The sequence below is a fragment of the Micromonospora sp. HNM0581 genome, assembly GCF_012726175.1.
GTDB lineage: Bacteria > Actinomycetota > Actinomycetes > Mycobacteriales > Micromonosporaceae > Micromonospora.
In genome coordinates this window covers 31947-58025 of record NZ_JAASAD010000021.1, presented here as the reverse complement: position 1 = coordinate 58025, position 26079 = coordinate 31947, and the positions used below count along the sequence as shown (strand labels likewise).

Here is a 26079-nt window from a genome sequence, read left to right as displayed (position 1 = left end):
CAGCGGGGGCGGCACGGTGAGCGCGACGCTGTTCCCGCTCGGGCACACCATCCGGAGTCACCGCGGCGGTCGCGGACCGGGCCAGCGCGGCCAGGTGCCCGCACCCGACGCCGGTCAGCACGCCCGGATCAACCCTGGCGTAGGCGTCACGCAGGGTCCGCTCGTCAGGAACCCGGTACCGGCCGGTCAACGGGTTGAACGGGCAACCCAGCCGGGCCAGTTCCCGCTGTTCACAGCGTCGGACCCACTCCGCAATCGCGGTCAGCGAGTTGTGGCCGGCCGCGCTCATCGCGCACACCCCGATCGCCAGCAACGTCGCCAACCGGTACCGCACACCACGAGGATCACGAGGGTCGGCGACCTGCGCCAACCGGTCCAGCAAGCCCACAGACGGTGAATCGGCACCGATGGCAGCAGCCGCGGCGCGCCCCGCCCCGGCGATGAGCGATGATGACACAGCGAGCACGACACCCTTGGTGAGTCTTGAAGCGTAGACAACTTCATGATCCACAGGTGTCGTGCTCGCTCCTCATCCGGGCACGGCCCCCAGGACAACGTTAGGCCAAAAAGGACATTCGCGGACTACTCCGGGGCCCTGGTCCATACCCGTGGTGCGGGGGCCACGTCCGCACCAGTGCCTGCCAGCAGCAGTAGGACCGGCCAGGATGCGCGTCGCTGGTTACCGGACAACGCGTTGAGCTGGGCGAAGACCGACCAGCCGCACGAAGATCTCCCGCTTGTCTGTCGCGATGCCTCGCCTGTCTAGCACGTATCCGGTCAGCCAAGCCCAACCGTGGTAGGTGGGCTTTGGGCACACCGAGATCACGCGAAACAGGAAGCGTCTGCCCGCGAACTGCACTGATGCGTCACGGGTGATTCAAAACTCCTGGCCAGAGACCGGGGGCTGAACTTCCGCCAAGCCGCACCTCCTCGCCGCTGGGCCCCCTGCCCGGTCAGTACGGGGGAGACCGACCGGGCAGGGGGTACCGCCGCACCGAGGCGAGTTCGGGTCCTCCACGACCAGCACAGCGGGATGGCCGCACCGTACCAATCCTGGTCTACCTACGTCTAGGTACGTAGAAGGTCGGAGCGGCTCGTGTCGAGACTTCTAGCGTCGAGAACATGGAGCCCGACCCGGACGCCGACATCGACCACGGCGCGCCGCTGCCGCCCTACCGGCAACTGGCCGGCATCTTGGCGGCCCGGATTCGTCGCGGCGACTGGCGGCCCAACCGGGCCATCCCGTCCGAGGCTCACCTTGTTCAGGAGTACGGGCTTGCTCGCGCGACCGTGCGACGTGCGATCGCCGTGCTCGTGGATCAGGGCGTGTTGTTTGTGGTGCCGCAGCGCGGAACATTCGTCAAGCCGGAGAGCAAACAATCGTCGATGCCCGATGCATGATCATCGGGCACAGATCCGGCACAACTGAGCCCGGAAAGCCCTGTAAAACGTCGACAGTCGATGAGGGTTGCAGCCCTGGTCAGGCGGCAGATCTGCCCGTTTGGGATCGATCTTGGACGTTAGGGGTTCAAATCCCCTCAGCTCCACAAACTTAAGGCCCTGACCAGCGATAACGCCGGTCAGTGCCTTAAGTTTGTCTATGCGATTTTGAATCACCCCCCGAAAACCCCCACAAACGCCTGGGCACGGCCACGTTCGTCGGCGGGTGGGTCTGTCCGCGATGCGGGACCGTTAGCCTCGGTGATTCACGTTGATCGTCGATTCTGGCCGTTCGTCGGCGTGCAGATGGGCAACCGGATCGCCAGCGCCACCGACAACGGCGGCCGGCGGGTGGAGTCGGGTACGACGGTGCCGGCCGGCTCGTCTCGGTCACCTCACCGGCCGGCCGCACCGTCGACTACGCCTACGACGGCAACGGCAACCTCACGTCGGTCACCAACCCAAGGGCCGGACCACCACCTTCGCCTACGACGACGCCGACCTGCCGGTCACCGTCACCGACCCGCTGGGCCAGCAGACCCTGCGCGGGTACGACGGACTGGGCCGGCTCACCACCCTGACCGACCGCAACGGCGACACCATGGTGCGCGAGTACGACCCCTCGGCCGGCTCACCTTCGCCGGCTACGGCCGGACGGCCGGGCCGAGTTACCAGAGCAGCCGGACCTTCACCAACGACGGCCGGGACCGGCTCACCGAGGTCGAGGACACCGCCGGCGGCACGATGACCGTGCAGTACGACGACCTCGACCAGATCACCGCCGTCACCATCGGCTACTCCTACGACGACGCCGGCCGCCGGTCCGGGATGACCGTGCCGGGACAGCAGCCCATCGCGTACGGCTACGACGACAGCGGCACGATCGAGAGCCTGACCCAGGGCGGCACGGTCGCCACCTGGCAGCGGGACACCGCCGGCCGGGTCGAGCGGATCGACCGGGCCGGGGTGGTCACCACCGTCGACTACGACGACGCCTCCCGGGTCACCGGCATGGCGGTTCGGCCAGGCGGCCCGGGGCGGCGGCTGGGTGCTGCCGCAGGGTGGCGGGGGAGCGAACATCGGCGGCCGGTGGTACACCGAGCACGCCCTGGAGCGGATGGCGCCGCGTACCCCCGAGGTGATGGCCCTGCCGGAGCGCCAGGCCCTGGAGCGGGCCTCCCGGGAGGGGCTGCGGCCGGGCACCCGGGCGTTCCAGACCTGGTGGAACAAGCACGGACCGAGCCCGCGCGGGGTGCCGCCGAGCGTGGTCGAGGCGGAGATCGCCAACCCCGGCACCACCGGGGTGCGGGTGATCCTAAACTCCCACGGTGACGTGGTCACCGTGATACTCGGGGGGTAGCGGAAGCAGTGACGGACTCCGACCACCCGCAGGTCCTGATCGGAGGACCGGGCGAGGACGGCGTGCTGATCCGGGTGTTCGGCCGGCTGCACCCCGGTGCCGACGACTACTGGGACGGCAACTGGCTGATGAGCCCGGTGGAGATCAGCGCCGGCGGCTTCCGGGCCGACCTGGACGCCGGGCTGCGCGCGGAGGAGCTGCGGGCGTTCCGGGAGGGCCTGGCCCGGATCGACGCGGAGATGTCCGGCGAGGCGACCCTGACCTCGATGGAGGAGTGGCTCTTCCTCACCGTCGCGGTGGTTTCCCGGAGCCGGCTGGCGATCACCGGGCTGGCCAAGGACCAGCCGGGCGGCGGGAACGAGCTCCGGTTCGGCGTGGCCGGGCTGGACCAGTCCTACCTGCCGGCGATCATCGAGGCGCTGGAGGGGATCGAGTCGGCGTACCCGGTGCTGGGCTCCCCGTGACGGAGCGGGCCTCCGGCCCCGACCGGCCGTCCCCCGACCTCGACCGGCGGGCGGCGGGCCTGGACCGGCGGGCGGCCCTGCGTGGCGCGCCCGACCGGAGGGGCCTCCGGTGAACCGACGCGTGAGCCGTACTGCCGTGCCGTGCTCGGCACCGTATTCCGATCAATCGGGGTCACTGGCCGCAGGAGGGTGAGCAGTGACCGGTGGCCCGGAGCGAGGCATCCTCGCAGTGCACGTGCGAGGGCTCGACGGCATGTGTGTCGGCTGCCGGGTGTGGTGGTCGCGGCTCGCCCCGTACCCCTGCTGGCAGGTGGATTGGGCGACCAGTCGGCAGGCCCGCGTGAGCGTAGCCCGATTTCTTGGTGGCGTGCGGTGAGCACCCACGGGCCGGTCCTGCCGACATGGAGTTGTGGGGGCTGCGACCTGCCCTGGCCGTGCCCGACCCGGCGGCGGGAGCTACGCGCGGAGTACGCCGACGCTCCGGTGTCGCTGGCCCTTTACCTTTCGCTGGTTGGTCGGCTTGCGTCCGGTGTGGGGGATGGTGGACTTGCTGATGGAGGCGGTGGTCCAGCCAGTTGCGGCGGGCGTCAGAGCCGGAGGAGCCGGAGTTCGAATGCTCCGGCTCCCGAACGAGGGCCTGGTGCCGTGTCAGTAGCCGAGGCGCCACTTCTGGTAGCCCGTGGAGTTGCAGCCGATGTAGTAGACGTCTCTGGAGTTGTTGCTTCCGATGCAGGTGTCGTAGTAATACTCCTGGAACCGGACGACCGTCCAACTTGACCCTTGAGCCTCCCAACGGCCCATGAAATTGCAGTCGCCCACGTTGCTGCTGGTCAGCAGACTGCCCCGTTGGAGGTTCGGCCACCACTTGCCCTGGTGAAGGCAGCGCCCGGTCTGCACGTTCCACAGGGTGACCACGTCGTAGCCGGAGCGCGCGACAAGTCGCGGTTCCCACAGCTGGTACCTGTTACCGAACTGACACGGCAGGCTGTAGACGTCGCCGGCTGCGTTGCTGTCCAGGCATCGACCACTTGCCCAGTTCCGCAACATGTTGTGGCCGACGTAGCCGGCCGTCGCCGGAGCAGTGGCGCCGAGAACTGCTCCGGCCAACACGGTCGTGACGACCAGGAAGCCCGCCAGCCATCGACTCGGCTGGCCCGACCGGCGTCGCCGCAGACGCTTGAGCACGAACATGTGCCGCTCTCCCTTCGCCATCAGGCGATTCGTAGTTGCCTATCCGCGCGACCTGCCATGGTTCTGACGCGGCTGCCGGATAGATCGTTCGGTCATTCGCACAACGGGGGGAGATCCACGTTCGTTCACGTCAGCTACGCGGCGATTCGATCCGGGCAGAAACCTGCAGGCCCGGTCCATCGCCGGCTGCCGGTTTCTGGATTTTCTGGGCGGACCGACCAGTTACATGGTAGGGCGGCACGAAGCCTGGGCGACGACTCGGTGAACGCGGCGCCGGTCGGATCCGTCGTGCGCATGGGTGTCCCGTCGGAGTGTCCATCCAGACGGGACAGCGTCTCACTGAGCCTTCTACGAACTGGGAGCTAGCGTGGTTCAACTCCAAAGTCGACCGACTGGTATCGGGGCTGTGGCCGGGCGGCCACGCCGCAGTCTGCTGATGATGCTCGTCATGCTGTGCGCGGCGGCTGTTTCGGTGGTCGTCGTGCCATCCCCGGCAAAGGCTCTGCCCGGTGAGAACTACCTGCGTAATTGGCGCACCGGCAGGTGCCTGGACGCCAACGACCGGGGTTACGTCTACACGCTGCCGTGCAGCATGCCGGTGAAATCGAACCGGTATCAGCTCTGGCGGCCGATTCACCAGGGAAGTTTGGATGGTCGCGACCTGGTCATTCTGCAGCACGTCAAGACTGGCAACTGCGTGCAGGCGAACACGGGCGGATTCACTGCGCTGAGCCAGTGCAATTCGGCTCAGAGCACCCAGTGGAAGGTGGCCGGCGGCAGCGACTGGTATCAGGTCACGTTGGTCAACAGGTTCAGCGGCCAGTGTTTGGACGGCAACGTGCAGGGCAGCGTGTACGGTCACGCGTGCATCGCCGGGAACGGCTATCAGCAGTGGCGACTGGGCTATTGAGTCGGGTAGCAACGGCTGCGGCGTGCCCCGACCGCCTGCTGTCCTGAGTGAACTGTCAGGATTGCGGGCATGACTGTCCGACTTGCCGGCAGGGTCGCGCTCATCACCGGCGGTAGCCGGGGCATCGGTGCCGCCGTCGCACGCCGGCTTGCTGCCGACGGCGCCGATGTCGCCTTCACCTACCGCAGTGCAGCGGACAGCGCGAAGGCCGTGGTGACCGACATCGAGGCGTACGGGCGCGTTGGGTTGGCCATCAGCGCGGACAGCGCGGACCCGGTGGCGGTGGTCGGTGCCGTCGAGCGGACCGTCGCCGAGTTGGGGCGGCTGGACATCCTCGTCAACAACGCCGGGGTGTTCGCGGGTGGGCCGATCGAGTCGGTCAGCCTCGACGCCCTCGACCGTGCCGTCGCGGTGAACGTACGCGGGGTGTACCTCACCACCCAGGCGGCGGTCCGCCACCTGGGTGACGGCGGTCGGATCGTCAACATCGGCAGCAGTTTCGCCAGCCGTGTTGCGGCTCCCGGGGTGAGCGCCTACGCGATGACCAAGAGCGCGGTCAACGGGCTGACCAGGGCGCTGGCCAGGGAACTCGGCCCGCGTGGGATCACCGTCAACCTGATCCTGCCCGGCTCGACCGACACCGACATGAATCCAGCGGACAGCGCCGGTGCCGACGCTCAGCGGTCACACATCGCTCTGGGCCGGTACGCCACACCGGCCGATGTGGCAGCTACCGTCAGCTACCTGGTTGGTGCGGACGGACGGCACGTCACCGGCGCGTCGATCGCTGTCGACGGCGGTTCGACAGCCTGAACCGGCTACCGGGGGAGTGGCCAGCTGCCGGCGTGGTCCGGCTTCACCGGGGGCCGCCGGCAGGTCGTGTGGGCACCTCAGCACGACCTGCCGGCGGGGCTCACCGGGTGGCGGGGCGCCGGGTGAGGGCGAAGCCGACCACTCCCGCGACAGCGGCCAGGATCCCGCCGAAGGTGGTCCAGATCCAGCGGGAGCCGGCCTCGGGTAGCCAGCCGGTGAGGCTCAGGTCCCAGCCGTCGTCCCCGTCGCCCTCCGGTGCGGCCGTCGGCTCGGCGTCCAGGACGGCGCCTGCGTTCGTCGGTGGCACGAGAGCCGCCTCCAGCCGGCCGTCGTCAGCGGAGGTGCCTTCGTCGTCGATGGTGGCCACCAGCAGATCAACGTCGATGGGTAGGCCGAGGTCGGGTTCGGGAACGTCGACCACGGCCAGCCGTACGTAGTAGGTGCCGGGCAGGGGGTCACCGGACCACGGCTCCGCCCAGGGGCGTACCCGCCGCAGGGTGCAGCCGATGTCGACGGTGCGCACCGACGCGTCGGCGGTCGGCGTCTGCGCGCCTGCCGTGCATGCCTGCCGGCGGCGCAGCCCGTCGAAGACCTCCACGGTCCAGGTCGATCGGCCGCTGCGGTTCTGCGCCAGGGTGACCGTCGCGGCGATCTCGTGGATCTCACCCGCCGCAGCCGGGAACGACCAGTACAGGTACTCACCGGTCGAGGCGGCGACCCGGACGGGTTGGCCGGCGGCGACCGGGGTGGCACTGAGGTACGAGGTGCCCGCCTTGGTGACGGTCGCGGCACCGGGGGAGGGGGTGGGGGTGGGGGCGGCCAGTGCCGTACCGGGGGTCAGGGCGACACCGGCGGCGATCAGCGCGGCGGCGGTTGCCGAGCGGGTAAGCATCTCAGTTCCTCCAGGTGGCTACCCACCAGCGGGTGAGCAGGCCGGTGATGAGCCCGGTGAGCAGGCCGGCCAGGGTCAGCAGGAGTAGCAGTACCCAGCCGCGGCCCAGGTCCGGCCCGTCCGGGGCGGGTGACGCGGCGACCACGTCGACGGTCAGCTCGACGGGCATGCCCGGGTCCGCTGCGGTGCCTGCTCGGGGCGCGAACATGTTGCTCACCACCAGGCAGACGGTGGTGACGGTTGGGGGTGCGCTCGCCGCCGGAGTCGGCTCGGTGTCCTCCTCACGCTCGGTGTCCTCCCCGGCCGACCAGCGAAGGCCCGCGGAGATCACATCGGCGCGTCCGCTGCCGGCGTCCACCCCGCGGACGAGTTCCCGGCCGTCGGCTGCGGTGGCCCGGAGCAGTACGCCGTAGTCGGGGTTGACCGGGCGGTCGAGTGCGACGCTCACCGAGGCGCGCAGTTCCTGGCCCGGCCGCACCGGCACCCGGTACCAGCGGTGTTCGGAGAAGGTCTCCCGGTCGGTGTAGACGCCGGGGGAGAGCAGCGGTGCATCCGGGCAGGCGTTCGTTCCGTCGACCTTCGCCGGGGTGGTGGCGTACGTGTCGCGAGCCCGGTCCACGAGTTGTTTCAGCCGGTCGGTCAGATCGTCGGCGCTCTGTGCGGCTGTGTAGGTGCCACCGGTGGCGGCCGCGATGCAGAGCAGCTGCCGGCGTACCTTCTCGTCCGGTGCGAGACCGAGGGTGTCCACGACCAGCGTGGTGCCCTGGGCGGCCAGTTCGCGGGCCACCTGGCAGGGGTCCGGTGGGGCGCAGGTGTCCTCACCGTCGGTGATCAGCACGATCCGTCGGGCGGTGGTGCCGGCACCGAGGTCCTTGGCGGCTTCACGCAGGGCGAGTCCGACGGGAGTGAAACCGGTTGGGCGGAGGGTCGCCACCGCGGCTTTGGCCTGCGTCCGGTCGACCGGACCCACCGGCACGATCTGCTGCGTGTCCAGGCAGCCCTGCTCCTTGTCCTTGCCCTGGTAGGTGGCGCCCAGCACCCGGATACCCAGCTGTGTCTCGTCGGGTAGGGCGTCCACCACCTCGCCGAACGCCTGCTGGGCCACGGAGATCCGGCTGCGTCCGTCGATGTCGGTGGCCCGCATCGAGCCGCTGACGTCCAGTACGAGCTGGACCCGGGGTGGTTCGGTAGTCGGTTCCGCCCGGTCGTCGGCGAGTGCTGGCGCCGGGCCGGCTAGCGTGGTCGCCGTCAACAGCCCGATGAAGGCGGTTGACGACCATCTCCTGTTGATCACTGAGCGGAGTCTAGACAAGTCCACTCAGGACAGATCAGGCGGTCGCGGTGCCACGTGCTATCGCAGGGTGAGCGTCGCGGCCGTACGGACGAGGTTGGCGTCGACCGCGAAGTGGCCGCTGATCACCGTGGGCGGATCGACGACCCGGGTGTCAGCGACCCGGGCGGGCGAGATCTGCGCGGTGAAGGCCCCGGCGTCGGGATCGAGGTGTACGAGCGCGTCGTGGAAGTCCAGCCAGCTGCCGACGACCGGATGCCACACCTTGTAGACGGTCTCCTTCGCGCTGAAGATCACCGCCGGCCAGTGGATGCCCGGGGGTAGTCGCTGCACCTGCTCGTCCTCCTCGGGCAGGCAGATCAGTCGGCGTACCCCCGGATTGAGTTCGCGGTGCTGCTCGGCGTCCATGCCGACCGCCCGGATCTCGTCGGCGCGGGCGACAGCCGCCGCGCAGTAGCCGCGGGTGTGCGTGATGGTGCCGACCAGACCTGCCGGCCAGACGGGTGCCCGGTCGGCGGCGGCCGGCACGGCCACCGGCCGCAGACCGAGCGCGACCATGGCGCGGCGGGCGCACACCCGACCGGCGGTGAAGTCGCGGCGGCGGCTGTCCACGGCGCGTTCCCCGAGACAGGCCGCCTCGGCCGCGTGCAACTGCCCGGACCAGTCGTCCGGACCGGCGACGGCCACTGCGACGGCGGGCGGGAGCAGGTCACGCATCGGTGACTCCGGGGTCGTGCTTTCGGTCAGCGGTGACGGTACCAGCGACCGGCGACGGTGGATGATCCCGGTTGATCCAATGCCTGGGACAGGTCGCGGTGGCCACGGTTGGTCAACGTACCGCAATGACACGATGCCTCGGCGTTCCCGGACGCGGCAGGGGCACACGCATGTTCGGCCCGGCGGTGGGCCCGCCCGCCGTCGACGGCATAGGCGGAGAGGAGCGGGATGACGGGTCTTTCGAATCGCTCGGGGGGCACGACGGCGGCGGGCAACGTCGCGTCCCCGGCGTGGGCGGGCGAGCACGCCCCGTCGACCCCCGAGTGGACATGTGGTACCTGCGGCGCCGAATGGCCCTGTGTGTCCAAACGAAGGCAGTTGTTGGCCGAGTACGGCGCGGATCGGGCGATGCTCAGCATCTACCTCGGTTCCTGTCTCGCCGCTGCCGCCGAGGACCTTCCCGTCGCCGGGGCGACGTCGTTGCAGGACCGGTTCTTCGGGTGGTTGCCGCGCCGCTCGCGACGGTACTGAAGGTGGCGCAGGGTCAGCTGGTGGTCACTCGGCGGCAACGACGGCGCCGGTTTTCCTGCCGCATCCAGCATTCGTCGGAAATCTGACCCACGCCGCCCCGTTGTGCCCTCGGTCGCGGGTGGTTAAGCTGCTGGTGCGCGCCCCAATCGCCCGCTTCCCCCGTGGCAGGCGATCGGGGCGCGTCTTGCTTTCCGCGGAGGGCCCGTACGCCTCAGGCGTACGGGCCCTCCGCGGCGTCAGATCCAGCGGCCGTCCAACCACATTCGCGCCGACCAGTCCTCGTACGGCAGGGTCGAGCCCACGAAGATCGGATAGAAGTACGCGAAACAGAGGACGACAAGCGCCACGTAGGCCCCGGCAACGACGCTGCCGACCAGCCTGCGGTCCCTGCTCGCCTCCTCGTCGACGCCGGTGACGGCACGGGTGCCGCTCGGCCCGGCCGGCGAAGCGACGGCACCCAGCACATAGACCACGGCAAGCACCAGGAACGGCAACGCGGGTGCGGCGTAGAAGGAGAACATCGTCCGGCCGTCGAGGGCGAACCAGAACCAGGGCAGCAGCCCGGCCGCTACGGCAAGCAGGATCGTCGCCGCCCGCCAGTCCCGCCGGGCCAGGCCGAGCCAGACCAACGCCACCAGCGCAGGCAGGAACGACCACCACAGCAGCGGCGTACCCAGCAGGAGGACCTCCTCGGCGCAGCTCGCCGCACCGCAGGGGCCGTCGCCGGTCCAGTGGAACGCCACCGGCCGCCCCAGCAGCAACCACTGCCACGGCCACGACTGGTACTTGTGCGGATCGTCGAGCTGGTTGTGGAACCCGAGCGCGGCCTGGTGGTACTGGATCAGGTTCCATAGCGCGCCGACGACAGGGGTGTCGCTGAGCCCGGCATCCGGGTAACGCTCGGCGAGCCGGTAGTAGCCCTCCTGACCGAACAACCAACCGGACCACGTCGCCACGTAGGTGACCGCCATCAGCAGACCGGCGAGCACCATCCACGGAACGCCGTCGAGCAGGGTGTCCCGCCACGGCCGGCGTACCCCGGCGGACCGCCGGGCACCGACATCCCACAGGAACATCAGCAACGCGAACACCGGCACGAAGAACAGGGCACTCCACTTCACCGCGAAGGCGCAGCCGAGTAGTACCCCGGTCGCCAGTCGCCACCAGGGCCAGTTCCGCCAGCCGCCGGGCGGGCGGCCGGCCCGCCCCCGGGAGGTCGGATCCAGCCCGGACTCGAGGGCTCGGACCCACCGGCGTCGGGTCGCGTCGCGATCCAGGACCAGCGCGCCGAAGGCGGCCAGGACGAAGAAGAGCAGGAAGATGTCGAGCAGTGCGGTGCGGGAGAGCACCAGGTGGAATCCGTCGATCGCGAGGAGCAGACCGGCGGCGCAGCCGAGCACCGTGGAACGGAACATTCGGCGGGCGATGCGGATCAGCAGCAGCACCGACACCGTGCCCAGCAGTGCCGCCGAGAAGCGCCAACCGAACTCCGGCGCGGTGGTGAACAGGTGACCCGGTACGGAGATCCCGTGCTCGGCGTCGTGGTAGCCGAAGGCCCACTCGCCGAAGCCGATCAGCCACTTGCCCAGCGGCGGATGGACCACGTACGACGGGGTGTTGTTCGGGTAGTTCCACTCCACGCCCTTGTCGACCAGCCCCCAGGCGTCCCGGGCGTAGTAGACCTCGTCGAAGATCTTGCCCGGCGGATGGCTGAGGTTCGCGAACCGCAGAACCGCCGCGATCACCACCACCACCGCCGTGGCCAGCCACGAACGGGCGTCCAGCCCGGCCTCGACGGTGGCCAGCCGGCGGCGGATCGTCGCCGGTACGCCACCCTCCACCGGACCAGGGTCGGTGCCTGCGTTACCTGCCGGCTCCGCGGGCTGGTCGGGGCTCGCGCTCTGTGCTGTCGACGCACTCGTCACCCGGCGATCGTAGGCTGCGAAGGGGACCGCGGGCGCCTGTCGTCCCCAATCCGGTACGTCCGTCGATGAAGGAGCGCATAGCTGTGGGTGGAATGTCCGAAACCGGTCGCCTGATCCTGCTCGGCGCGCCGCTCGGCAATCCCGCCGACGCCTCCGCCCGGCTGCGAGACACACTCGCCGTCGCCGACGTGGTCGCCGCCGAGGACACCCGCCGGCTGCACCGGCTCACCCGCGACCTCGACGTGACCATCACCGGTCGGATCGTCTCCTACTTCGAGGGCAACGAGGAGCGGCGCACCACCGAACTCGTCGACGTGCTCACCGAGGGGTATGTGGTCGCACTGGTCACCGACGGCGGCATGCCGAACGTCTCCGACCCCGGCTACCGGCTGGTTCGCGCCGCCCTGGCCGCCGGGGTGCCGGTCACCGCCGCGCCCGGTCCCAGCGCCGTCACCACCGCCCTCGCCGTGTCCGGGTTGCCCTGCGACCGCTTCTGCTTCGAAGGTTTCCTGCCGCGGGCTCCGGGCGCCCGCCGCACCCGACTGCGGGCACTGGCAGCCGAGGAACGCACACTTGTCCTCTTCGAGGCGCCGCACCGGATCGCTGCCGCGCTCACCGACCTGGTCGACGCCTTCGGTGCCGACCGACCCGCCGCGCTCTGCCGCGAGCTGACCAAGACATACGAGGAGGTGCTCCGTCGCCCGCTCGGTGAGTTGGCCCGATGGGCCGCCGACAGCGACCCGCGCGGCGAGATCACTCTCGTGGTGGCTGGTGCCCCCGCCGCTCCCGCCGTCCGCCCCGACGACGACGCGCTGCGCGCGGCGGTGGCCGAGCGAGAGGCTGCGGGCCGCACCCGCCGGGACGCGATAACCGACGTCGCAGCCGAGTACGGGTTGCGGAGACGCGACGTCTACACGCTCGTGCACAGGTGAACCGACTCGCTACCAGGCCGCGATCAGAAAACCGAGGGTGACGAGCAGTGGGCCGGCCAGCGAGGCGGTGATCGCCAGCCGCCGTTCGCCCGGATCGGGCAGTCGTGCCGCACCGGTCCAGCGGGCGATGCCCACCGCGCAGCCGAGCACCCCGAGCAGCCCGAGCAGCCAGCGGAGCTGGGCCCCCACCCCACGATCGGCGTACGCGACGTGTCCGTCCGGCCCGGTCACCCGGGCGGGCACGGCCGTACCGGGTACCGCACGATCCCGGGGCACCCCACTCACCCGTACGCCATGGGTCCGGAACTCCTCGTCCGCGGCAGTGAAGATGCCCCGGCACCGCTGGGTCAGGCCGTCGCCGGAGCATTTGGTCACCACCACCGTGCCGGAGGTGGCGTGCCCGACGGCGAGCCAGAGCGGACCGGCACTGACCCAGGCGAAGAAGGCCGCCGCGAGGCTCAACCCGACAAGCGCGGTCAGCCCCGCCACAGGATCCGGTGGGTGGCTGCTGCGGGGCCGGTGCCGGCGAAGCTGCCGGAACCGCCGCCACCACGGACCACTGTCGCCGGAAGTCTCCTGCCGTACCGGCGTGCCGTCCCAGTGCACCTGTTCGATCGGCGCCCAGAAGGGGTCCTCGTCCGGCGTGTCGTCGTCGTGTGGACGCGGCCGGCGACCCCGCCGTCCCGCCGCCCGCACCGGGACCCGCCGAGGCAGCAGGTCCACCGGCGCGCCCGTCGTCGGCTCCACTGCGACTCCGGTCGGTGAACCGGCCGGGTCGAGGTCGGTCGGGTCGGGTCCGGCCGCGTCGGCCGCACCTTCCGTTGCCGCCGCCGCCACCGCGCGGGGCTGGGGCGCCACCGTGTGGGTACGCGGCGACGTGCCGGAACCCGGTCCGGTGTCGGGAGGGCCGTCGGAGTGGTCTCGGGCGGCTCGGCTGCCAGTCACGTGCTTCATTTGACACCGGTAGCGGCGATCAAACAGGCAGCTCAGGAAGCGTGTCGGCGACAATCCGGACTATTTGTCGACAGTGTTCCGGTCAACGTGTCGACCAGAGACCCCCATTGGTTCGCGGTCACCGCGCGGGGGTCACTAGGCTTTCTGTCCATGAGTCACGTTCTCGCGGCAGTGGCCTGGCCGTACGCCAACGGCCCACGCCACATCGGCCACGTCTCCGGTTTCGGCGTTCCCTCCGACGTCTTCGCCCGGTACATGCGGATGGCCGGCCACGACGTGCTCATGGTCTCCGGCACCGACGAACACGGCACCCCGATCCAGGTGCAGGCCGACGCCGAAGGGCTGACGCCCCGCGAACTCGCCGACCGGTACAACCGAGTGATCGTGGAGGACCTGCACGGGCTCGGCCTCTCCTACGACCTGTTCACCCGCACCACCACCGGCAACCACTACGCCGTGGTGCAGGAGCTGTTCGAAGGGATGTACCGCAACGGCTACATCCTGCCGAAGACCACCATGGGGGCCATCTCCCCGTCCACCGGGCGGACCCTGCCCGACCGGTACATCGAGGGCACCTGCCCGATCTGCGGCTACGACAGCGCCCGGGGCGACCAGTGCGACAACTGCGGCAACCAACTCGACCCCATCGACCTGGTCGACCCACGCTCGAAGATCAACGGGGAAACGCCGGAGTTCGTCGAGACCGAACACTTCTTCCTCGACCTGCCCGCCCTGGCCGACGTGCTACGCCAGTGGCTGGACACTCGGGAAGGTTGGCGCCCGAACGTCCTGCGCTTCTCGAAGAACCTGCTCGACGACCTGCATCCCCGGGCCATCACCCGCGACCTGGAATGGGGGGTGCCGATCCCGCTCGACGGCTGGCGCGAGCGCACCGACAAGCGGATCTACGTGTGGTTCGACGCCGTCATCGGCTACCTGTCCGCATCCATCGAATGGGCCCGCCGCACCGGCGACCCGGAAGCCTGGCGGAAGTGGTGGTCCACCGATGATGAGGGAAAGGACTCGCAGTCCTACTACTTCATGGGCAAGGACAACATCGTCTTCCACTCGGTGATCTGGCCCGCGCTGCTGTCCGGCTACTCCGGAGAGGGCAGCCGGGGCGGCGAACCAGGCCGGGTCGGGAGACTCAACCTCCCCGCCGAAGTGGTCTCCAGTGAGTTCCTTACCATGGAGGGACGCAAGTTCTCATCCTCCCGCCGGGTTGTCATCTACGTCCGGGACTTCCTCCAACGCTACGACGCCGACGCCTTGCGATACTTCATCGCGGTGGCCGGTCCGGAGAACAACGACACCGACTTCACCTGGGCCGAGTTCCTGCGCCGCAACAACGACGAGCTGGTCGCCGGCTGGGGAAACCTGGTCAACCGGTCCGTCTCGATGGCAGCGAAGAACTTCGGCGGGATACCGCCGATCGGCCCGGACGGGCTCACTGAAGCCGACGAGGCGCTACTCGCCGTGGCACGCGCCGGTTTCGGCACGGTCGGCGACCTGATCGCCCGGCACCGGCAGAAACAGGCCATCGGCGAAGCGATGAAGGTGGTCGCCGAGGCCAACAGGTACCTCTCCGACCAGGCGCCGTGGAAGCTCAAGGACGAAGCCGCCAAGCCTCGGATGGGCACCATCCTGCACGTCGCCCTCCAGGTGGTGAGCGACGCGAACACGCTGCTCACCCCGTTCCTGCCACACTCCGCGCAGAAGATCCACGAGCTGCTCGGTGGCACCGGGGTGCACGCCCCCATGCCGGTGATCGAGGAGGTCGCCGACCTCGACGACGGCCCCGCGTACCCGGTGCTGACCGGGGACTACACCCAGGGTGCGCGGTGGGAGTCCGTACCACTCGTGGTGGGCCGGGCGCTGGCGGCACCCAAGCCGGTCTTCCGCAAGCTCGACCCGTCGATCGTGGACGAGGAACTGGCCCGGCTCGAGGGCTGACGACACGATCCACCGCCACGGGCGCGACCCACTCGGGACCGCCCGTGGCGTGACCACTCCGACCCCGTGTCCGCCACCGCGCGCAGGCAGCCCGAACCGGATCAACTGCGGGCCAGAGCCGGCGTACCGATGAACTCCATGATCGCCTGGTTCACCTCGTCGGCGTTGGTCCACGGGGTGCCGTGCGGGGCACCCTTCAACGTGACCAGGCGGCTGTCGGCGAGCATCGGCTGCAACCGTTGACCCGTCTTCGGGTACGGCAGCACGTTGTCGTTGTCGCCCTGCACGATCAGCACCGGCACGTCGATGCGGGACACGTCGGCCCGGAAATCCGTACCCCAGGCATCCACACAGTCGTGGATGGCCCGAGCCGAGGCCATTGCCGCGATGTTCCAGTGCGCCCGGTAGGCCTCCTCACTGACCAGCCTGCCCCTGTTCTCGTCGTAGTTGAAGAAGTTGTTGCAGAACTGCGTGAGATAGGCGAACCGATCACCGTCGATCGCCTGCTTGAACTCCTCGAAGAGGCTCACCTCGACGCCCTCGGGGTTGTCCGGTGCCTGCCGCAGGTACGGCGCCAGCGGCGCCAGCAGCACCGCCCGGTCCACTCGCTCCGAGCCGTACGCACCCAGGTAGCGGGTCACTTCACCGGTACCCATCGAGTGGCCGACCAGAATCGTGTCCCGTAGATCCAACTCGGTCATCAACACGTCGAGGTCGGCGGCGAAGGTGTCGTAGTCGTACCCGAACGCCGGCTGCGCCGAACTGCCGAAACCACGCCGGTCGTACGTGATCACCCGGTGACCGGCGTCGAGCAGGGGTCCGGAGACCTTCTCCCAGGTCGCCCCGTTGAAGGGAAAGCCATGGATCAACACGATCGGCTGGCCCGACCCGTGATCCTCGTAGTACAGGTCGATGGGCGCGGAGTTCTCCGTGCCGACGGTGATGAAGGGCATTTCGTCCTCCTGTCAGGGCGGGAAACCGAGCCTTCCCCGGCAGGCACCCGATATTCCTGCGTCACCCCACCCGACAGGCCAGCTCAGCGGAGGTACGGGTGATCCACCACCTGGTCGTCGGTGATCTCACCACCCGGAGCCCACGTCTCGTACACACCCCGTTCGTGACACTGGGCGCCGGTTGCGGCGACCGCGTCCGGATCCGGGCGTCGCAGTCGCAGCCGCAGCCAACCCGCCTCCTCGCGCAGCACCAGACACGGCACCCCCCGCCAGGCAGCCAGGCGCAACCGCCGCCGCACCCCGCCGACCGGGTAGCGGGCAGCCCGGGTCAGCGCCAGCACCCGGAAATCGCCGGGCAGGTCGGCGACCGCCTCGTACTCCGCACCCGCGTACGTGCCCACCAGCCGGGTCGAACGTGGCGCCTCCCCGGTCGGTACGTACTCCTGATCGGGTGACAGACCCGGCACCGCGGCGAGCAGGTGTCGCCACTGCGGTCCGACCATCCGTAGCCAGCCCCGCTGCTCGGCCTGGTAGGCGTAGAGCACCACCTCCTGGCCCTCCGGCGAGTACGCCAACAGGGTGGCGTTCGCCGGCATCGGCAGGTCGCTGAAGTCCCGGGTGACGAACTCGGGTATCAGGTGGTGACTGCTGGGGGTGAAACCGGTGCCCAGCACCGCCGGTCCCAACCGGTCGCGGGCACCCAGCGCCGTCAGCCCCCGGTACGTCGCACCCGCCGGCACGTCGTAGTCGCCCGGGTCGGCGGCCCGCCACCGCAGCGCGTACGTCACGTCCGCGCCCTCCCGGCTGTCCCCACCGTCGGTACGCAGCACACCTGTCGTCGCCGGGGTGCGCAGATGCGCCACGTCGTGTTCCCGGTAGCAGAATCCGTGCGGCAGCCAACCCCGCACGTAACCGGCGAACTGCCGGGCCGAGAGCATCTTCATCATCCGGGTCCCGCGCCGTACGCTCGCCGAAGCGCGTACCGCGGTGATCAGCGGGTCGTCCGCAGCGGCCGGCTGCTGGGCCAGGCGGTGCACTTCCGACCAACCTCGCTCCCGGTGCAGCGGCACCAGTAGGGGCGTCTCCGGATCCTCGGCCTGCTCGGTCGCACCGTAAACGGCGCCGATCTCGGTGACGTGCACGAACCGCCGCCACGGCAGCACCGCACCCGGCCGCGGTGCCCACTCGAAACCGGCCGCCTCGTCGGCGCTGAACAGCTCGTACGCCGCACCCCGGGCGATCTCCTCAGCCGGGTACACCGCTCCGCCGAACGCCACCCGCAGACCAGTCTGCTCCGGCACCGCGCCGCCGGGCCGGGAAAGTTCGCTTCGCGCGTCCACCCTGCGACGGTAGGGGTGCGGAGCGTAGTCGGGATGAACTCCGGGTGGCGGCACGGTGGACTCGTGCGGTGTGTGATCCTGTCGACGATGAGCGAGCCGAACGAGTCCCGTAGTCAGCGCGCGGCCCGCCGCGCCGGAGAGTTCCCACCCGCACCCGAACCGCTGCCCCGACCCGTGCTGGACAGCCACACCCACCTCGACATCACCGTCAGCGAAGCCGGGATACCCGGTGGCGGAACCGCGGAGGATCCGGTCGCCGCAGCCATCCACATCGCCGCCGCTGTCGGCGTGGACCGGCTGGTGCAGGTGGGTGTGGACGTCGCCTCCTCCCGCTGGGGTGCCGAGGTCGCCGGCCGGTACCCGGCGGTCCTGGCCGCAGTGGCGCTGCACCCCAACGAGGCCCCCCGGCTGGCCGACCTCGACGGGGCACTACGCGAGATCGAAGCGCTTGCCGGTCAGGAACGGGTCCGTGGTGTCGGCGAGACGGGCATGGACCGCTACCGCACCGGTGACGAGGGCCGCGCCGCGCAGGAGGAAAGCTTCAGGGCACACATCGCCATCGCCAAGCGGTACCGCCGGACACTTGTGATCCACGACCGGGAGGCGCACGCCGACGTGCTGCGCATCCTCGACGACGAGGGCGCGCCGGACACGGTGGTGATGCACTGTTTCTCCGGCGACGCCGAGTTCGCCGCCGAGTGCGTCCGCCGGGGCTACCTGCTCAGCTTCGCCGGCACGATCACCTTCGCCAGCGCCGGCACGCTGCGGGAGGCCGCCGCGCTGACTCCGCTGGACCAGATCCTGGTGGAGACCGATGCGCCATACCTCACTCCCGTCCCGTACCGTGGCCGGCCCAACGCCTCCTACCTGATCCCGCTCACAGTCCGGGCGCTGGCCGCCACGACCGGCACCGACCTCGACGAACTCTGCACCGCCATCTCGGCAACCGGCGAACGGGCCTTCGGCCCCTGGAACTGATCAGCCAGACGGCTTGGCAGGGCACCTTTCCACACCTGAGGCGTCGACAGGGTGCCCTGCCTTGCACCCCGTACGCTGTCGGGTTATGGCCGCAGACCTGCTCGGCCCGGCGGAGATCCGGGACCTCGCCGCCCGACTCGGCGTCGCACCCACCAAGAAGCTCGGCCAGAACTTCGTCCACGATCCCAACACGGTCCGCCGGATCGTCGCCACCGCCGGACTCACCGGCGACGACGTGGCGATCGAGGTCGGTCCGGGGCTGGGCTCGCTCACCCTCGGCCTGCTGCCCGTCGTCGCCCACGTGCACGCCGTCGAGATCGACGCGACGCTGGCCGGTGCGCTCGCGGGTACCGCCGCCCGGCACGCCGGTGCCACCGCCGCCCGGCTCCGGGTGCACCGCGCGGACGCCCTGCGGATCGTCGCCGCCGACCTGGCCGATCCGGCACCCACCGCACTGGTGGCGAACCTGCCCTACAACGTCGCCGTGCCGGTGGTGCTGCGCCTGCTCGCCGAGTTGCCGAGCCTCCGGCACGGTCTGGTGATGGTGCAGAAAGAGGTCGCCGACCGCCTCGTCGCCGGTCCCGGCTCGAAGGTGTACGGCATACCGTCGGTCAAGCTCGCCTGGTACGCACACGCCCGTGCCGCCGGAAAGGTACCGCCGAACGTTTTCTGGCCGGTGCCCAACGTCGACTCCGGTCTGGTCGCCTTCACCCGACGCGAACCGCCCCGCGCCGACGTACCCCGGGAGCAGGTCTTCTCGGTGGTCGACGCCGCCTTCGCGCAGCGTCGCAAGACGCTGCGTGCCGCCCTGGCCGGCTGGGCCGGCGGTGCCGAACGGGCCGCCGCCACGCTCACCGCCGCCGGTGTTGACCCCAGCGCACGCGGCGAATCACTCACGGTCGAGCAGTTCGCCGCCGTGGCCGCGTCGGCCCCGAGTCCTACGCCGGCAGCCCAGTAGGCTGAGCGCCGTGCCTGCCAAGGAGCTGATCGTGACCGAGTCGTGCGACGTGCGGCTGCCCGTTCGGGACCTCGTCCCGTGACCGAGGCGTGGCGTCCGGGGGACGACGAGCCGCGTGGAGCGAGCGGTCCGGTCCGGGTACGGGTTCCCGCCAAGGTCAACTTGCACCTGGGGGTCGGCCCGCTGCGCCGGGACGGCTACCACGAGCTGAACACCGTCTACCACGCGATCTCGATCTACGACGAGCTGACCGCGCGACGCGGCGACACGCTGATCCTCACCATGGAGGGCGAGGGCGCCGGGGATCTCGCCCTCGACGACTCCAACCTGATCATCCGAGCTGCGCACGCCCTCGCCGGTTACGCCGGTGTGCCACCGCACGCCCGGCTGCATCTGCGTAAGCAGATCCCGTTGGCGGCTGGGCTGGCCGGCGGTAGCGCCGACGCCGCAGCCGCGCTGGTGGCCTGCGACGCATTGTGGGGCACCGGCCTGTCCCGGGACGAGTTGGCGGGGATCGCCGCCGATCTCGGCTCGGACGTGCCCTTCCTGATCCACGGCGGTACCGCGTTGGGTACCGGCCGGGGCGAGGCGGTCAGCCCGGTGCTGGCCCGCCCGACCTCCTGGCACTGGGTGGTCGCCATCGCCGACGGCGGCCTGTCCACCCCGCAGGCGTACCGGGAACTCGACCGGCTCCGCGAGACCGGTGCCGCCGGGCCGCCCCTGGGTAGCACCGCCGGCCTGCTCGCCGCACTGCGGCAACGTGACCCTCGGGTGCTCGCCCCGAACCTCGGCAACGACCTTCAGGACGCCGCTCTGGCCATGCGACCGTCGCTGGCGAGCACCCTGAAGGCCGGCGAGGCGGCCGGGGCGCTGGCCGGCATCGTCTCCGGTTCTGGCCCGACCTGCGTGTTCCTCACCGCCAACGCCGCCGAGGCCGAACGCGTCGCCGCCGAGTTGGCAACGGCCGGGGTGTGCCGGCAGGCCCGCGTCGCCCACGGCCCGGTGCACGGCGCCCGCGTGAGCTGACGCCGCCGAACCCGCCCGAGCCGGGGCTCGTGCGCCGTTCGGGCTGAGCCGACGTCGGCGCGGTGACCTTCGTGGCGTTGCTTCCGCGTACCCTGGAACGACAGGCGTCCCCAGGTGCCCGCCGGCACCCGGGACGCCTTGATCATGAAAGGTGGGTACGTGGCCAACATCGTCAACCTGGATCGGGTGTCCAAAGGCTACGGCGCGGCCGGGCCACTGCTCACCGAGGTCTCACTCGGTCTCGACGACGCCGACCGGATCGGCGTGGTCGGGCTCAACGGTGCCGGCAAGTCCACGCTGCTACGACTGCTGACCCGCACCGAGCAGCCCGACGAGGGTCGGGTCACCCACCGCCGCGACCTACGCGTCGCCTGGCTTCCGCAGAATCTCACCCTCAGCCCCGAGGTCACCGTCCGCGACGTGGTCCTCGGCACCGAGTGGCTCGCCGAGAGCATGGGGGCGGAGCACGAATGGGCCGGCGATGCCGGCGTACGCGCCATCCTCGACGGGCTCGGCATGCCCCACCTCGGCCTCGACGCTCCGGTCGGGCCGATGTCCGGTGGTGAGCGCCGTCGGGTGGCACTGGCCGCCCTGCTGGTCCGCGACGCGGACCTGCTCATCCTCGACGAGCCCACCAACCATCTCGACGTCGGTGGCGTCGACTGGCTTGCCCGGCACCTGCTCGATCGCAAGGGCACCCTGGTCGTGGTCACGCACGACAGGTGGTTTCTCGACGCTGTCTGCACCACCACCTGGGAAGTCGCCGACCAGACCGTACGGGCCTACGAGGGCGGCTACGCCGCCTGGATTCTCGCCCGCGCAGAGCGGGAACGAATCGCCGCCGCCACCGAGGCACGCCGGCAGAACCTGCTCCGTAAGGAGATCGCCTGGCTGCGCCGTGGCCCCCCGGCCCGGACCTCGAAGCCGAAGTTCCGCATCGACGCGGCCAACGCGCTCATCGCCGACGTGCCACCGCCCCGCGACACCACGTCGCTGCAACGACTGGCCACCGCCCGGCTCGGCAAACAGGTGTACGACCTGGAGGATGTCCGGCTGCTTGCCGGTCCCAAGACGATCCTCGACGCGACCACCTGGCAGGTCGGTCCCGGTGACCGGGTAGCCATTCTCGGTGCCAACGGTGCGGGCAAGACCACCCTGCTGCGGATGCTGGCCGGTGTCACCCGCCCCGACGGCGGGAGGTTGGTCACCGGCAGCACCGTCCGGCCGGCCTTCCTCTCCCAGGAACTCGCCGAACTGCCGAACGACCTGCGCGTCCTCGAAGCAGTCGAGGAGGTTGCCCGGCGAGTCCGACTCGGCGACCGGGAGATCTCCGCCGCCCAGCTCGCCGAAGTCTTCGGCTTCGACGACCGGCGCCTCTGGACCCCGGTCGGTGATCTCTCCGGCGGTGAGCGGCGTCGACTCCAGATGCTGCGACTACTTGCCGGCGAACCGAACGTGCTGCTGCTCGACGAACCCACGAACGACCTTGACACCGACACCCTCGCGGCCCTGGAGGATCTGCTCGACTCCTGGCCTGGCACGATCGTGGTGGCCAGCCACGACCGCTATCTGATCGAGCGGGTGACCGACACCGTGTACGGCATGTTCGGCGACGGTCGACTGGTGCACCTGCCCGGCGGGGTCGACGACTACCTGGCTCGCACCGACGACCGGTCGCGGTCCGGACGTACCCCGGCTCCCGACGCCCTGACGAACACCCCGGCCGGTGGCGGGATGAGCGCCGCCGAGGCCCGGCAGGCCCGCAAGGAACTGGCGCGCCTCGAACGGCAGGTCGGCAAGCTGGAACAGAAGGAAGCCGACCTGTTGGATCAACTCGCGGCCAACGCCACCGACTACACCAGGGTGGCCGAGTTGGACGCCCAACTCACCCAGGTACGCGGCGAGCGGGAAGAGGTCGAGCAGGCCTGGCTGACCCTGGCCGATGCGATCCCCGCGACCTGAACCGACCCTGTTCGGCCGGATACGCTGCGCCGACGCGGGATTCCCGGGACCCCGTGTGCGGCGTCACAGTGTCGGATGCGGGAGAATCGTCGTCGACCCTCACCCAACGGCGTTGGAGAAACAGACATGGCCCACACCCCCGTCAACCACCCCGCGCGGCCGATCTACCGGGCGTTCGGCGGGCTGATCGGTCTGTACCTGGTGGCTTTCGGTGTGATCGGCCTCCTGGCCAGCACCGGTGAGTCCTTCTTCGGCCAGGGTGACACCGAGGCTCTGGGACAGGGTACGAACCTCGGCTTCTCCCTGCTCAACATCGTGGTTGGCGCGATCGTGTTGGCCGGCACCGCCATCGGGCGCAACCTCGACGTATTGATCAACCAGTGGTCCGCTTACCTGATCATGGTGGTCAGTCTGGCTGGACTCGCCTTCATTCGGACCGAGGCCAACGTCTTCAACCTGAGCGTCGCCACGGTGATCGTCCACATGGTGCTCAGCCTGGTGCTGTTGATGGCCGGTATGTACGGCAAGGTCGGCAGTGACGACGAGCACGAGGCGTGGCAGAAGGCACGGCTCGTGCTCTGAGCTGTCGCTGCTGGTTCCGGTAGTGGTTTCGCCGGAGCCCGACCCTCCGGTCGGTGAGGTTGGCTCCCTGCGCGGGTCGGGCTCCAGCGAAGGCCCGTCGATCGCGTATCCGTCGGGCGCGCCCGAGATGCGCAGGTGCGTGGTTGCGTCCCAGGCGGCCCTGCGGCCGTTTCCGGGCGCGGCTCGGCTGCATGGGTGGTGGCCGAGTTGGCATTCGAAGGACGCAGGCTCGCCACATGCGGGACAATGTCGTTGTTGTCCCGTTTCGCGTGGAGGAGCCGATGCCGCATTTCCCGGTGAATCATCCGGCGCGGCCGTTCTACCGGGTGCTCTCCGGTCTGGTCGGCCTCTACATCCTGATCTTCGGCGTCTGGGGGACTGCGCTCACCTGGGGTGACCCGTTGTTCGGCCGGGACGGCAACTGGGCGCTGGGCCTCCGCACCAACCTGGCCTTCTCGCTGGCCTCCATCGCCTTCGGGATCGTGCTGATCATCGGTGCGTCCCGGCGAACCAACCTCGGCCACTACATGAACCTCACCGCCGGAGCGGTCTTCTTGGTCACCAGCATCTTGATGATGTCGGTACTCCAGACCGACGCGAACTTCTTGAACTTCTCCATGTCGACGGTGATCGTCTCGATGCTCTTCGGACTGATCCTGCTTGGCACCGGCCTCTACGACAAGGTCGGCCCACACGAGGACGCCGCGAACGAGCGGAGCCGCCGAAACCACCCGGTCGCCGGGACCCACCGACGCTGACCGGTCAGCGTCCGCCCGCCGTGATCAACCCCGGCTTGGCTTCCAGGTGTGACAACCCGTTCCAGGAAAGATTGACCAGGTGCGCGGCGACCGTCTCCTTGCGTGGTTCCCGCACCTCCAGCCACCAACGGCCGGTCAACGCGACCATGCCGACAAGTGCCTGCGCATACAACTCGGCAAGCTTCGGATCGTAACCCCGACCGGAGAACTCGGCGCCGAGGATGTGCTCGACCTGGTGCGCCACGTCGTTCATCACGCTGCTGAAGTTGCCGGTCGCCGAGAGTGCTGGCGACTCCCGTACCAGCACCCGGAATCCGCTGGTCTCCTCCTCGATGTAGCCGAGCAGCGCCAGCGCGGCCTGTTCCAACAACTCCCGCGGATGGCCAGCGGTCAACGCCGTGGTGATCCGATCCAGCAGGGACCGCACCTCCCGGTCCACCACCACGGCGTAGAGCCCCTCCTTACCGCCGAAGTGCTCGTACACGACTGGCTTGGAAACCTTCGCCCTCGACGCCACCTCCTCGATGGAGGTGGCGTCGAAGCCACGCTCGGCGAAGATCTGCCGACCGATCGAGATCAGCTGCTCGCGGCGCTGGGCGGCGGACATGCGTACCCGGACCGTCGGCTTGCCGGACGCGGGCACCACCCGCCGTCGCTTGCCGCCCTCCTGCTGGGGGGGCCCGGCCATCTCGTCACCTCGCTGGCGCTCGGTGACGCCCTGTCGTGGGATGCTGCCTGTCTTCCGCCCGGTCACCCGAACATACTGCCAGGTAACTTGCGGATTGGTTGCCCGGTCACCGGTCCGCCGGCCGGGCCAGCTTCGCCGCGATCCGGTCTGGCCTTGGCCAGCGCACGTCCCACGCCGCGCCCGCCTTCTCGAAGAACCAGATCACCCGGGCCGAGACGTCGACCTGCCTCCGCAGCACGCCGTGCCGTGCACACGTCGGATCGGCATGGTGCAGGTTGTGCCAGCTTTCCCCGAAGGACAACAGCGCCAGCGGCCAGAAGTTCGCCGCCCGGTCGCCGTGACGCATCATGAACGGTCGCTCCCCGTACACGTGACACACCGAGTTGATCGACCAGGTGACATGGTGCAGCAACGAGATGCGGACCAGGCCGGCCCAGAAGAGTGCACTCAACGCGCCCTGCCAGGACCACGTCAACAGCCACCCCATCAGGGCTGGGCCGAGCACCGAGACGATCACCAGCAGCGGGAAGAGCCGGTCCATCCGCCGGATGTCCCGGTCGGCCAGCAGGTCCGGTGCGAACCGCTCCCGGTTGGACAGCTCGCGGCCGAACAGCCAGCCGATGTGCGCGTGGAACAGCCCCTTGGTGAGGCCGCGCAGCGTGGCGCCGAACCGCCACGGCGAGTGGGGATCCCCTTCCAGGTCGGAGAAGGCGTGGTGCCTCCGGTGGTCGGCCACCCACTGAATGACGTCGCCCTGGACGGCGAGCGAACCCGTGACGGCGAGGGCTATCCGTAGCCACCGCCTGGCCTTGAACGAGCCGTGGGTGAAGTACCGGTGGTAGCCGACCGTGATTCCCAGGCCCGACACCAGGTACCAGAAGACGGCGATGCCGACGTCGGTCCAGCTGAGCCAACCGCCCCAGGCCACGGGCACGGCGGCGATCAGCGCCGCGAACGGAATCATCACGAAGGACCACAGCGCGACAAGGATGCCGCGAGACTGGGTGCCCTGGGTGAGGGGCTTGGGGTTGGTTGGTTGCGGGCCGAGAACAGCTGCGGACATGGCACCTCGCAGGGGACGGTCGGTTCGCGGAATCTACGCCTACGTCACCGTAACTTAGGGGTGCGGTAGATCACATCAAGCACCGACAGGTGTAACTGGTGGACGTCAAAGAAGCACAACCCCGTCGAACGGCGGCGACGGGTGCCGAGGGCATCTCGTGATCCATGTGCCGGGTGGGTCGCGAGCCCTACCGGCGGGCAGAGGGTATGATCGGCGAACTGTTCCGGTCGATGACCGAACGCGCCTCTGCGATGTGATGCGTTCTGTCGACTTGACAGCTCGATGGGGTGTGGGGTAACGGCAACCCGCAGGCCTTTGGAGCCTTGAGCTCCTGGTTCGAATCCAGGCACCCCAGCAATTGCCTCTATGGCGATCCTCGCACCGTTGATGAACAGGCC

At 69.7% G+C, this 26079-nt stretch carries 27 protein-coding genes, 1 tRNA gene and 1 pseudogene; 16 read left to right on the top strand and 13 right to left on the bottom strand.

Going from position 1 to position 26079, the window contains the following annotated elements; genetic code table 11:
• Positions 1-382: transposase family protein (locus tag HCA58_RS20655; RefSeq protein WP_169599489.1), on the bottom strand; the 382-nt coding region annotated here is incomplete at its 3' end.
• Between the two features lie 297 nt (positions 383-679).
• Positions 680-877: a hypothetical protein gene (locus HCA58_RS23685; protein ID WP_346776061.1), complete on the bottom strand. Its 198-nt coding sequence runs from the start codon at positions 875-877 to the stop codon at positions 680-682.
• A 245-nt stretch (positions 878-1122) separates the two neighbouring features.
• Here HCA58_RS23685 and HCA58_RS20650 point away from each other — a divergent pair, with 245 nt between their 5' ends.
• Positions 1123-1401, top strand: coding sequence for a GntR family transcriptional regulator (locus tag HCA58_RS20650; protein ID WP_169599488.1), 279 nt, complete (start codon positions 1123-1125; stop codon positions 1399-1401).
• Positions 1402-1926: 525 nt separating this feature from the next.
• On the opposite strand, the gene HCA58_RS23680 is transcribed toward HCA58_RS20650, so the two are convergent.
• The gene (locus HCA58_RS23680) at positions 1927-2520 is read right to left on the bottom strand and encodes a hypothetical protein (RefSeq protein ID WP_240956528.1); all 594 of its coding nucleotides are present in this window, start codon (positions 2518-2520) and stop codon (positions 1927-1929) included.
• On the opposite strand from HCA58_RS23680, the gene HCA58_RS20640 reads away from it, so the two are divergent.
• The 3 genes and pseudogenes from HCA58_RS20640 to HCA58_RS23675 form a co-directional block, all read left to right on the top strand.
• Entirely contained in the window at positions 2489-2800 is a 312-nt protein-coding gene (locus HCA58_RS20640; protein ID WP_169599486.1) for a hypothetical protein, read from the top strand. The two genes, HCA58_RS23680 and HCA58_RS20640, sit on opposite strands and share 32 nt — an antisense overlap.
• Positions 2801-2808: 8 nt before the next feature.
• On the top strand, positions 2809-3264 hold the full coding sequence (locus HCA58_RS20635; RefSeq protein WP_169599485.1) for a hypothetical protein: 456 nt from the start codon (positions 2809-2811) through the stop codon (positions 3262-3264).
• Positions 3265-3361: 97 nt separating this feature from the next.
• Positions 3362-3640 (top strand): annotated as a pseudogene (locus HCA58_RS23675) (hypothetical protein); the annotation flags it as partial.
• A 272-nt stretch (positions 3641-3912) separates the two neighbouring features.
• Here the strand turns inward: HCA58_RS23675 and HCA58_RS20630 are convergent.
• The gene (locus HCA58_RS20630; protein WP_169599484.1) at positions 3913-4476 is read right to left on the bottom strand and encodes a hypothetical protein; all 564 of its coding nucleotides are present in this window, start codon (positions 4474-4476) and stop codon (positions 3913-3915) included.
• Positions 4477-4822: 346 nt separating this feature from the next.
• Between HCA58_RS20630 and HCA58_RS20625 the strand changes: the two genes are divergently transcribed.
• Both HCA58_RS20625 and HCA58_RS20620 read left to right on the top strand, forming a co-directional pair.
• Positions 4823-5365, top strand: coding sequence for a ricin-type beta-trefoil lectin domain protein (locus HCA58_RS20625; protein ID WP_169599483.1), 543 nt, complete (start codon positions 4823-4825; stop codon positions 5363-5365).
• A 69-nt stretch (positions 5366-5434) separates the two neighbouring features.
• On the top strand, positions 5435-6178 hold the full coding sequence (locus tag HCA58_RS20620; protein ID WP_169599482.1) for an SDR family oxidoreductase: 744 nt from the start codon (positions 5435-5437) through the stop codon (positions 6176-6178).
• Positions 6179-6278: 100 nt separating this feature from the next.
• Here HCA58_RS20620 and HCA58_RS20615 read toward each other — a convergent pair whose 3' ends face one another.
• From HCA58_RS20615 to HCA58_RS20605, 3 genes are read right to left on the bottom strand one after another with little or no spacing between them, the layout of a single operon-like run.
• Positions 6279-7070, bottom strand: coding sequence for a peptidase (locus HCA58_RS20615; RefSeq protein ID WP_169599481.1), 792 nt, complete (start codon positions 7068-7070; stop codon positions 6279-6281).
• 1 nt (position 7071) lies between these two features.
• Positions 7072-8364 (bottom strand): VWA domain-containing protein, encoded by a 1293-nt coding sequence (locus HCA58_RS20610; protein WP_169599480.1) that lies wholly within the window; start codon positions 8362-8364, stop codon positions 7072-7074.
• Positions 8365-8421: 57 nt separating this feature from the next.
• Positions 8422-9078 carry a 4'-phosphopantetheinyl transferase superfamily protein gene (locus HCA58_RS20605; RefSeq protein WP_169599479.1) on the bottom strand — a complete coding sequence of 219 codons (657 nt, stop codon included), beginning with the start codon at positions 9076-9078 and terminating at the stop codon, positions 8422-8424.
• A gap of 360 nt (positions 9079-9438) precedes the next feature.
• Here HCA58_RS20605 and HCA58_RS20600 point away from each other — a divergent pair, with 360 nt between their 5' ends.
• On the top strand, positions 9439-9609 hold the full coding sequence (locus tag HCA58_RS20600; RefSeq protein WP_346776059.1) for a hypothetical protein: 171 nt from the start codon (positions 9439-9441) through the stop codon (positions 9607-9609).
• 236 nt (positions 9610-9845) lie between these two features.
• On the opposite strand, the gene HCA58_RS20595 is transcribed toward HCA58_RS20600, so the two are convergent.
• A complete protein-coding gene (locus tag HCA58_RS20595; protein ID WP_169599478.1) occupies positions 9846-11534 on the bottom strand; it encodes a phospholipid carrier-dependent glycosyltransferase in 1689 nt (562 codons plus the stop codon).
• Between the two features lie 83 nt (positions 11535-11617).
• Here HCA58_RS20595 and rsmI point away from each other — a divergent pair, with 83 nt between their 5' ends.
• Positions 11618-12466 carry a 16S rRNA (cytidine(1402)-2'-O)-methyltransferase gene (gene rsmI / locus HCA58_RS20590; protein WP_169599477.1) on the top strand — a complete coding sequence of 283 codons (849 nt, stop codon included), beginning with the start codon at positions 11618-11620 and terminating at the stop codon, positions 12464-12466.
• Positions 12467-12475: 9 nt separating this feature from the next.
• Here rsmI and HCA58_RS20585 read toward each other — a convergent pair whose 3' ends face one another.
• Entirely contained in the window at positions 12476-13420 is a 945-nt protein-coding gene (locus tag HCA58_RS20585) for a hypothetical protein (protein ID WP_205809227.1), read from the bottom strand.
• Positions 13421-13570: 150 nt separating this feature from the next.
• Here HCA58_RS20585 and metG point away from each other — a divergent pair, with 150 nt between their 5' ends.
• Positions 13571-15373 carry a methionine--tRNA ligase gene (gene metG / locus HCA58_RS20580; protein WP_169599476.1) on the top strand — a complete coding sequence of 601 codons (1803 nt, stop codon included), beginning with the start codon at positions 13571-13573 and terminating at the stop codon, positions 15371-15373.
• Between the two features lie 101 nt (positions 15374-15474).
• Here metG and HCA58_RS20575 read toward each other — a convergent pair whose 3' ends face one another.
• On the bottom strand, positions 15475-16326 hold the full coding sequence (locus HCA58_RS20575) for an alpha/beta hydrolase (protein ID WP_169599475.1): 852 nt from the start codon (positions 16324-16326) through the stop codon (positions 15475-15477).
• A gap of 83 nt (positions 16327-16409) precedes the next feature.
• On the bottom strand, positions 16410-17666 hold the full coding sequence (locus tag HCA58_RS20570; protein WP_346776058.1) for a hypothetical protein: 1257 nt from the start codon (positions 17664-17666) through the stop codon (positions 16410-16412).
• 75 nt (positions 17667-17741) lie between these two features.
• Between HCA58_RS20570 and HCA58_RS20565 the strand changes: the two genes are divergently transcribed.
• From HCA58_RS20565 to HCA58_RS20540, 6 genes are all read left to right on the top strand, one after another.
• On the top strand, positions 17742-18644 hold the full coding sequence (locus tag HCA58_RS20565) for a TatD family hydrolase (protein ID WP_169599491.1): 903 nt from the start codon (positions 17742-17744) through the stop codon (positions 18642-18644).
• A gap of 85 nt (positions 18645-18729) precedes the next feature.
• Positions 18730-19602 carry a 16S rRNA (adenine(1518)-N(6)/adenine(1519)-N(6))-dimethyltransferase RsmA gene (gene rsmA, locus HCA58_RS20560; RefSeq protein WP_169599474.1) on the top strand — a complete coding sequence of 291 codons (873 nt, stop codon included), beginning with the start codon at positions 18730-18732 and terminating at the stop codon, positions 19600-19602.
• Between the two features lie 78 nt (positions 19603-19680).
• Complete coding sequence (locus HCA58_RS20555; RefSeq protein ID WP_169599473.1) at positions 19681-20628, top strand: 4-(cytidine 5'-diphospho)-2-C-methyl-D-erythritol kinase; 948 nt, start codon at positions 19681-19683, stop codon at positions 20626-20628.
• A gap of 159 nt (positions 20629-20787) precedes the next feature.
• Positions 20788-22590, top strand: a complete 1803-nt coding sequence (locus HCA58_RS20550) for an ABC-F family ATP-binding cassette domain-containing protein (protein ID WP_169599472.1) — start codon at positions 20788-20790, stop codon at positions 22588-22590.
• A gap of 126 nt (positions 22591-22716) precedes the next feature.
• Entirely contained in the window at positions 22717-23172 is a 456-nt protein-coding gene (locus HCA58_RS20545) for a DUF4383 domain-containing protein (protein WP_169599471.1), read from the top strand.
• A gap of 281 nt (positions 23173-23453) precedes the next feature.
• On the top strand, positions 23454-23930 hold the full coding sequence (locus HCA58_RS20540) for a DUF4383 domain-containing protein (protein ID WP_169599470.1): 477 nt from the start codon (positions 23454-23456) through the stop codon (positions 23928-23930).
• 4 nt (positions 23931-23934) lie between these two features.
• Here HCA58_RS20540 and HCA58_RS20535 read toward each other — a convergent pair whose 3' ends face one another.
• Both HCA58_RS20535 and HCA58_RS20530 read right to left on the bottom strand, forming a co-directional pair.
• Positions 23935-24618, bottom strand: a complete 684-nt coding sequence (locus HCA58_RS20535) for a TetR/AcrR family transcriptional regulator (protein ID WP_169599469.1) — start codon at positions 24616-24618, stop codon at positions 23935-23937.
• A gap of 106 nt (positions 24619-24724) precedes the next feature.
• Positions 24725-25681: an acyl-CoA desaturase gene (locus HCA58_RS20530; RefSeq protein WP_169599468.1), complete on the bottom strand. Its 957-nt coding sequence runs from the start codon at positions 25679-25681 to the stop codon at positions 24725-24727.
• A 283-nt stretch (positions 25682-25964) separates the two neighbouring features.
• Between HCA58_RS20530 and HCA58_RS20525 the strand changes: the two genes are divergently transcribed.
• A tRNA-Gln gene (locus HCA58_RS20525) sits at positions 25965-26036 on the top strand.
• Positions 26037-26079: the final 43 nt, after the last annotated feature.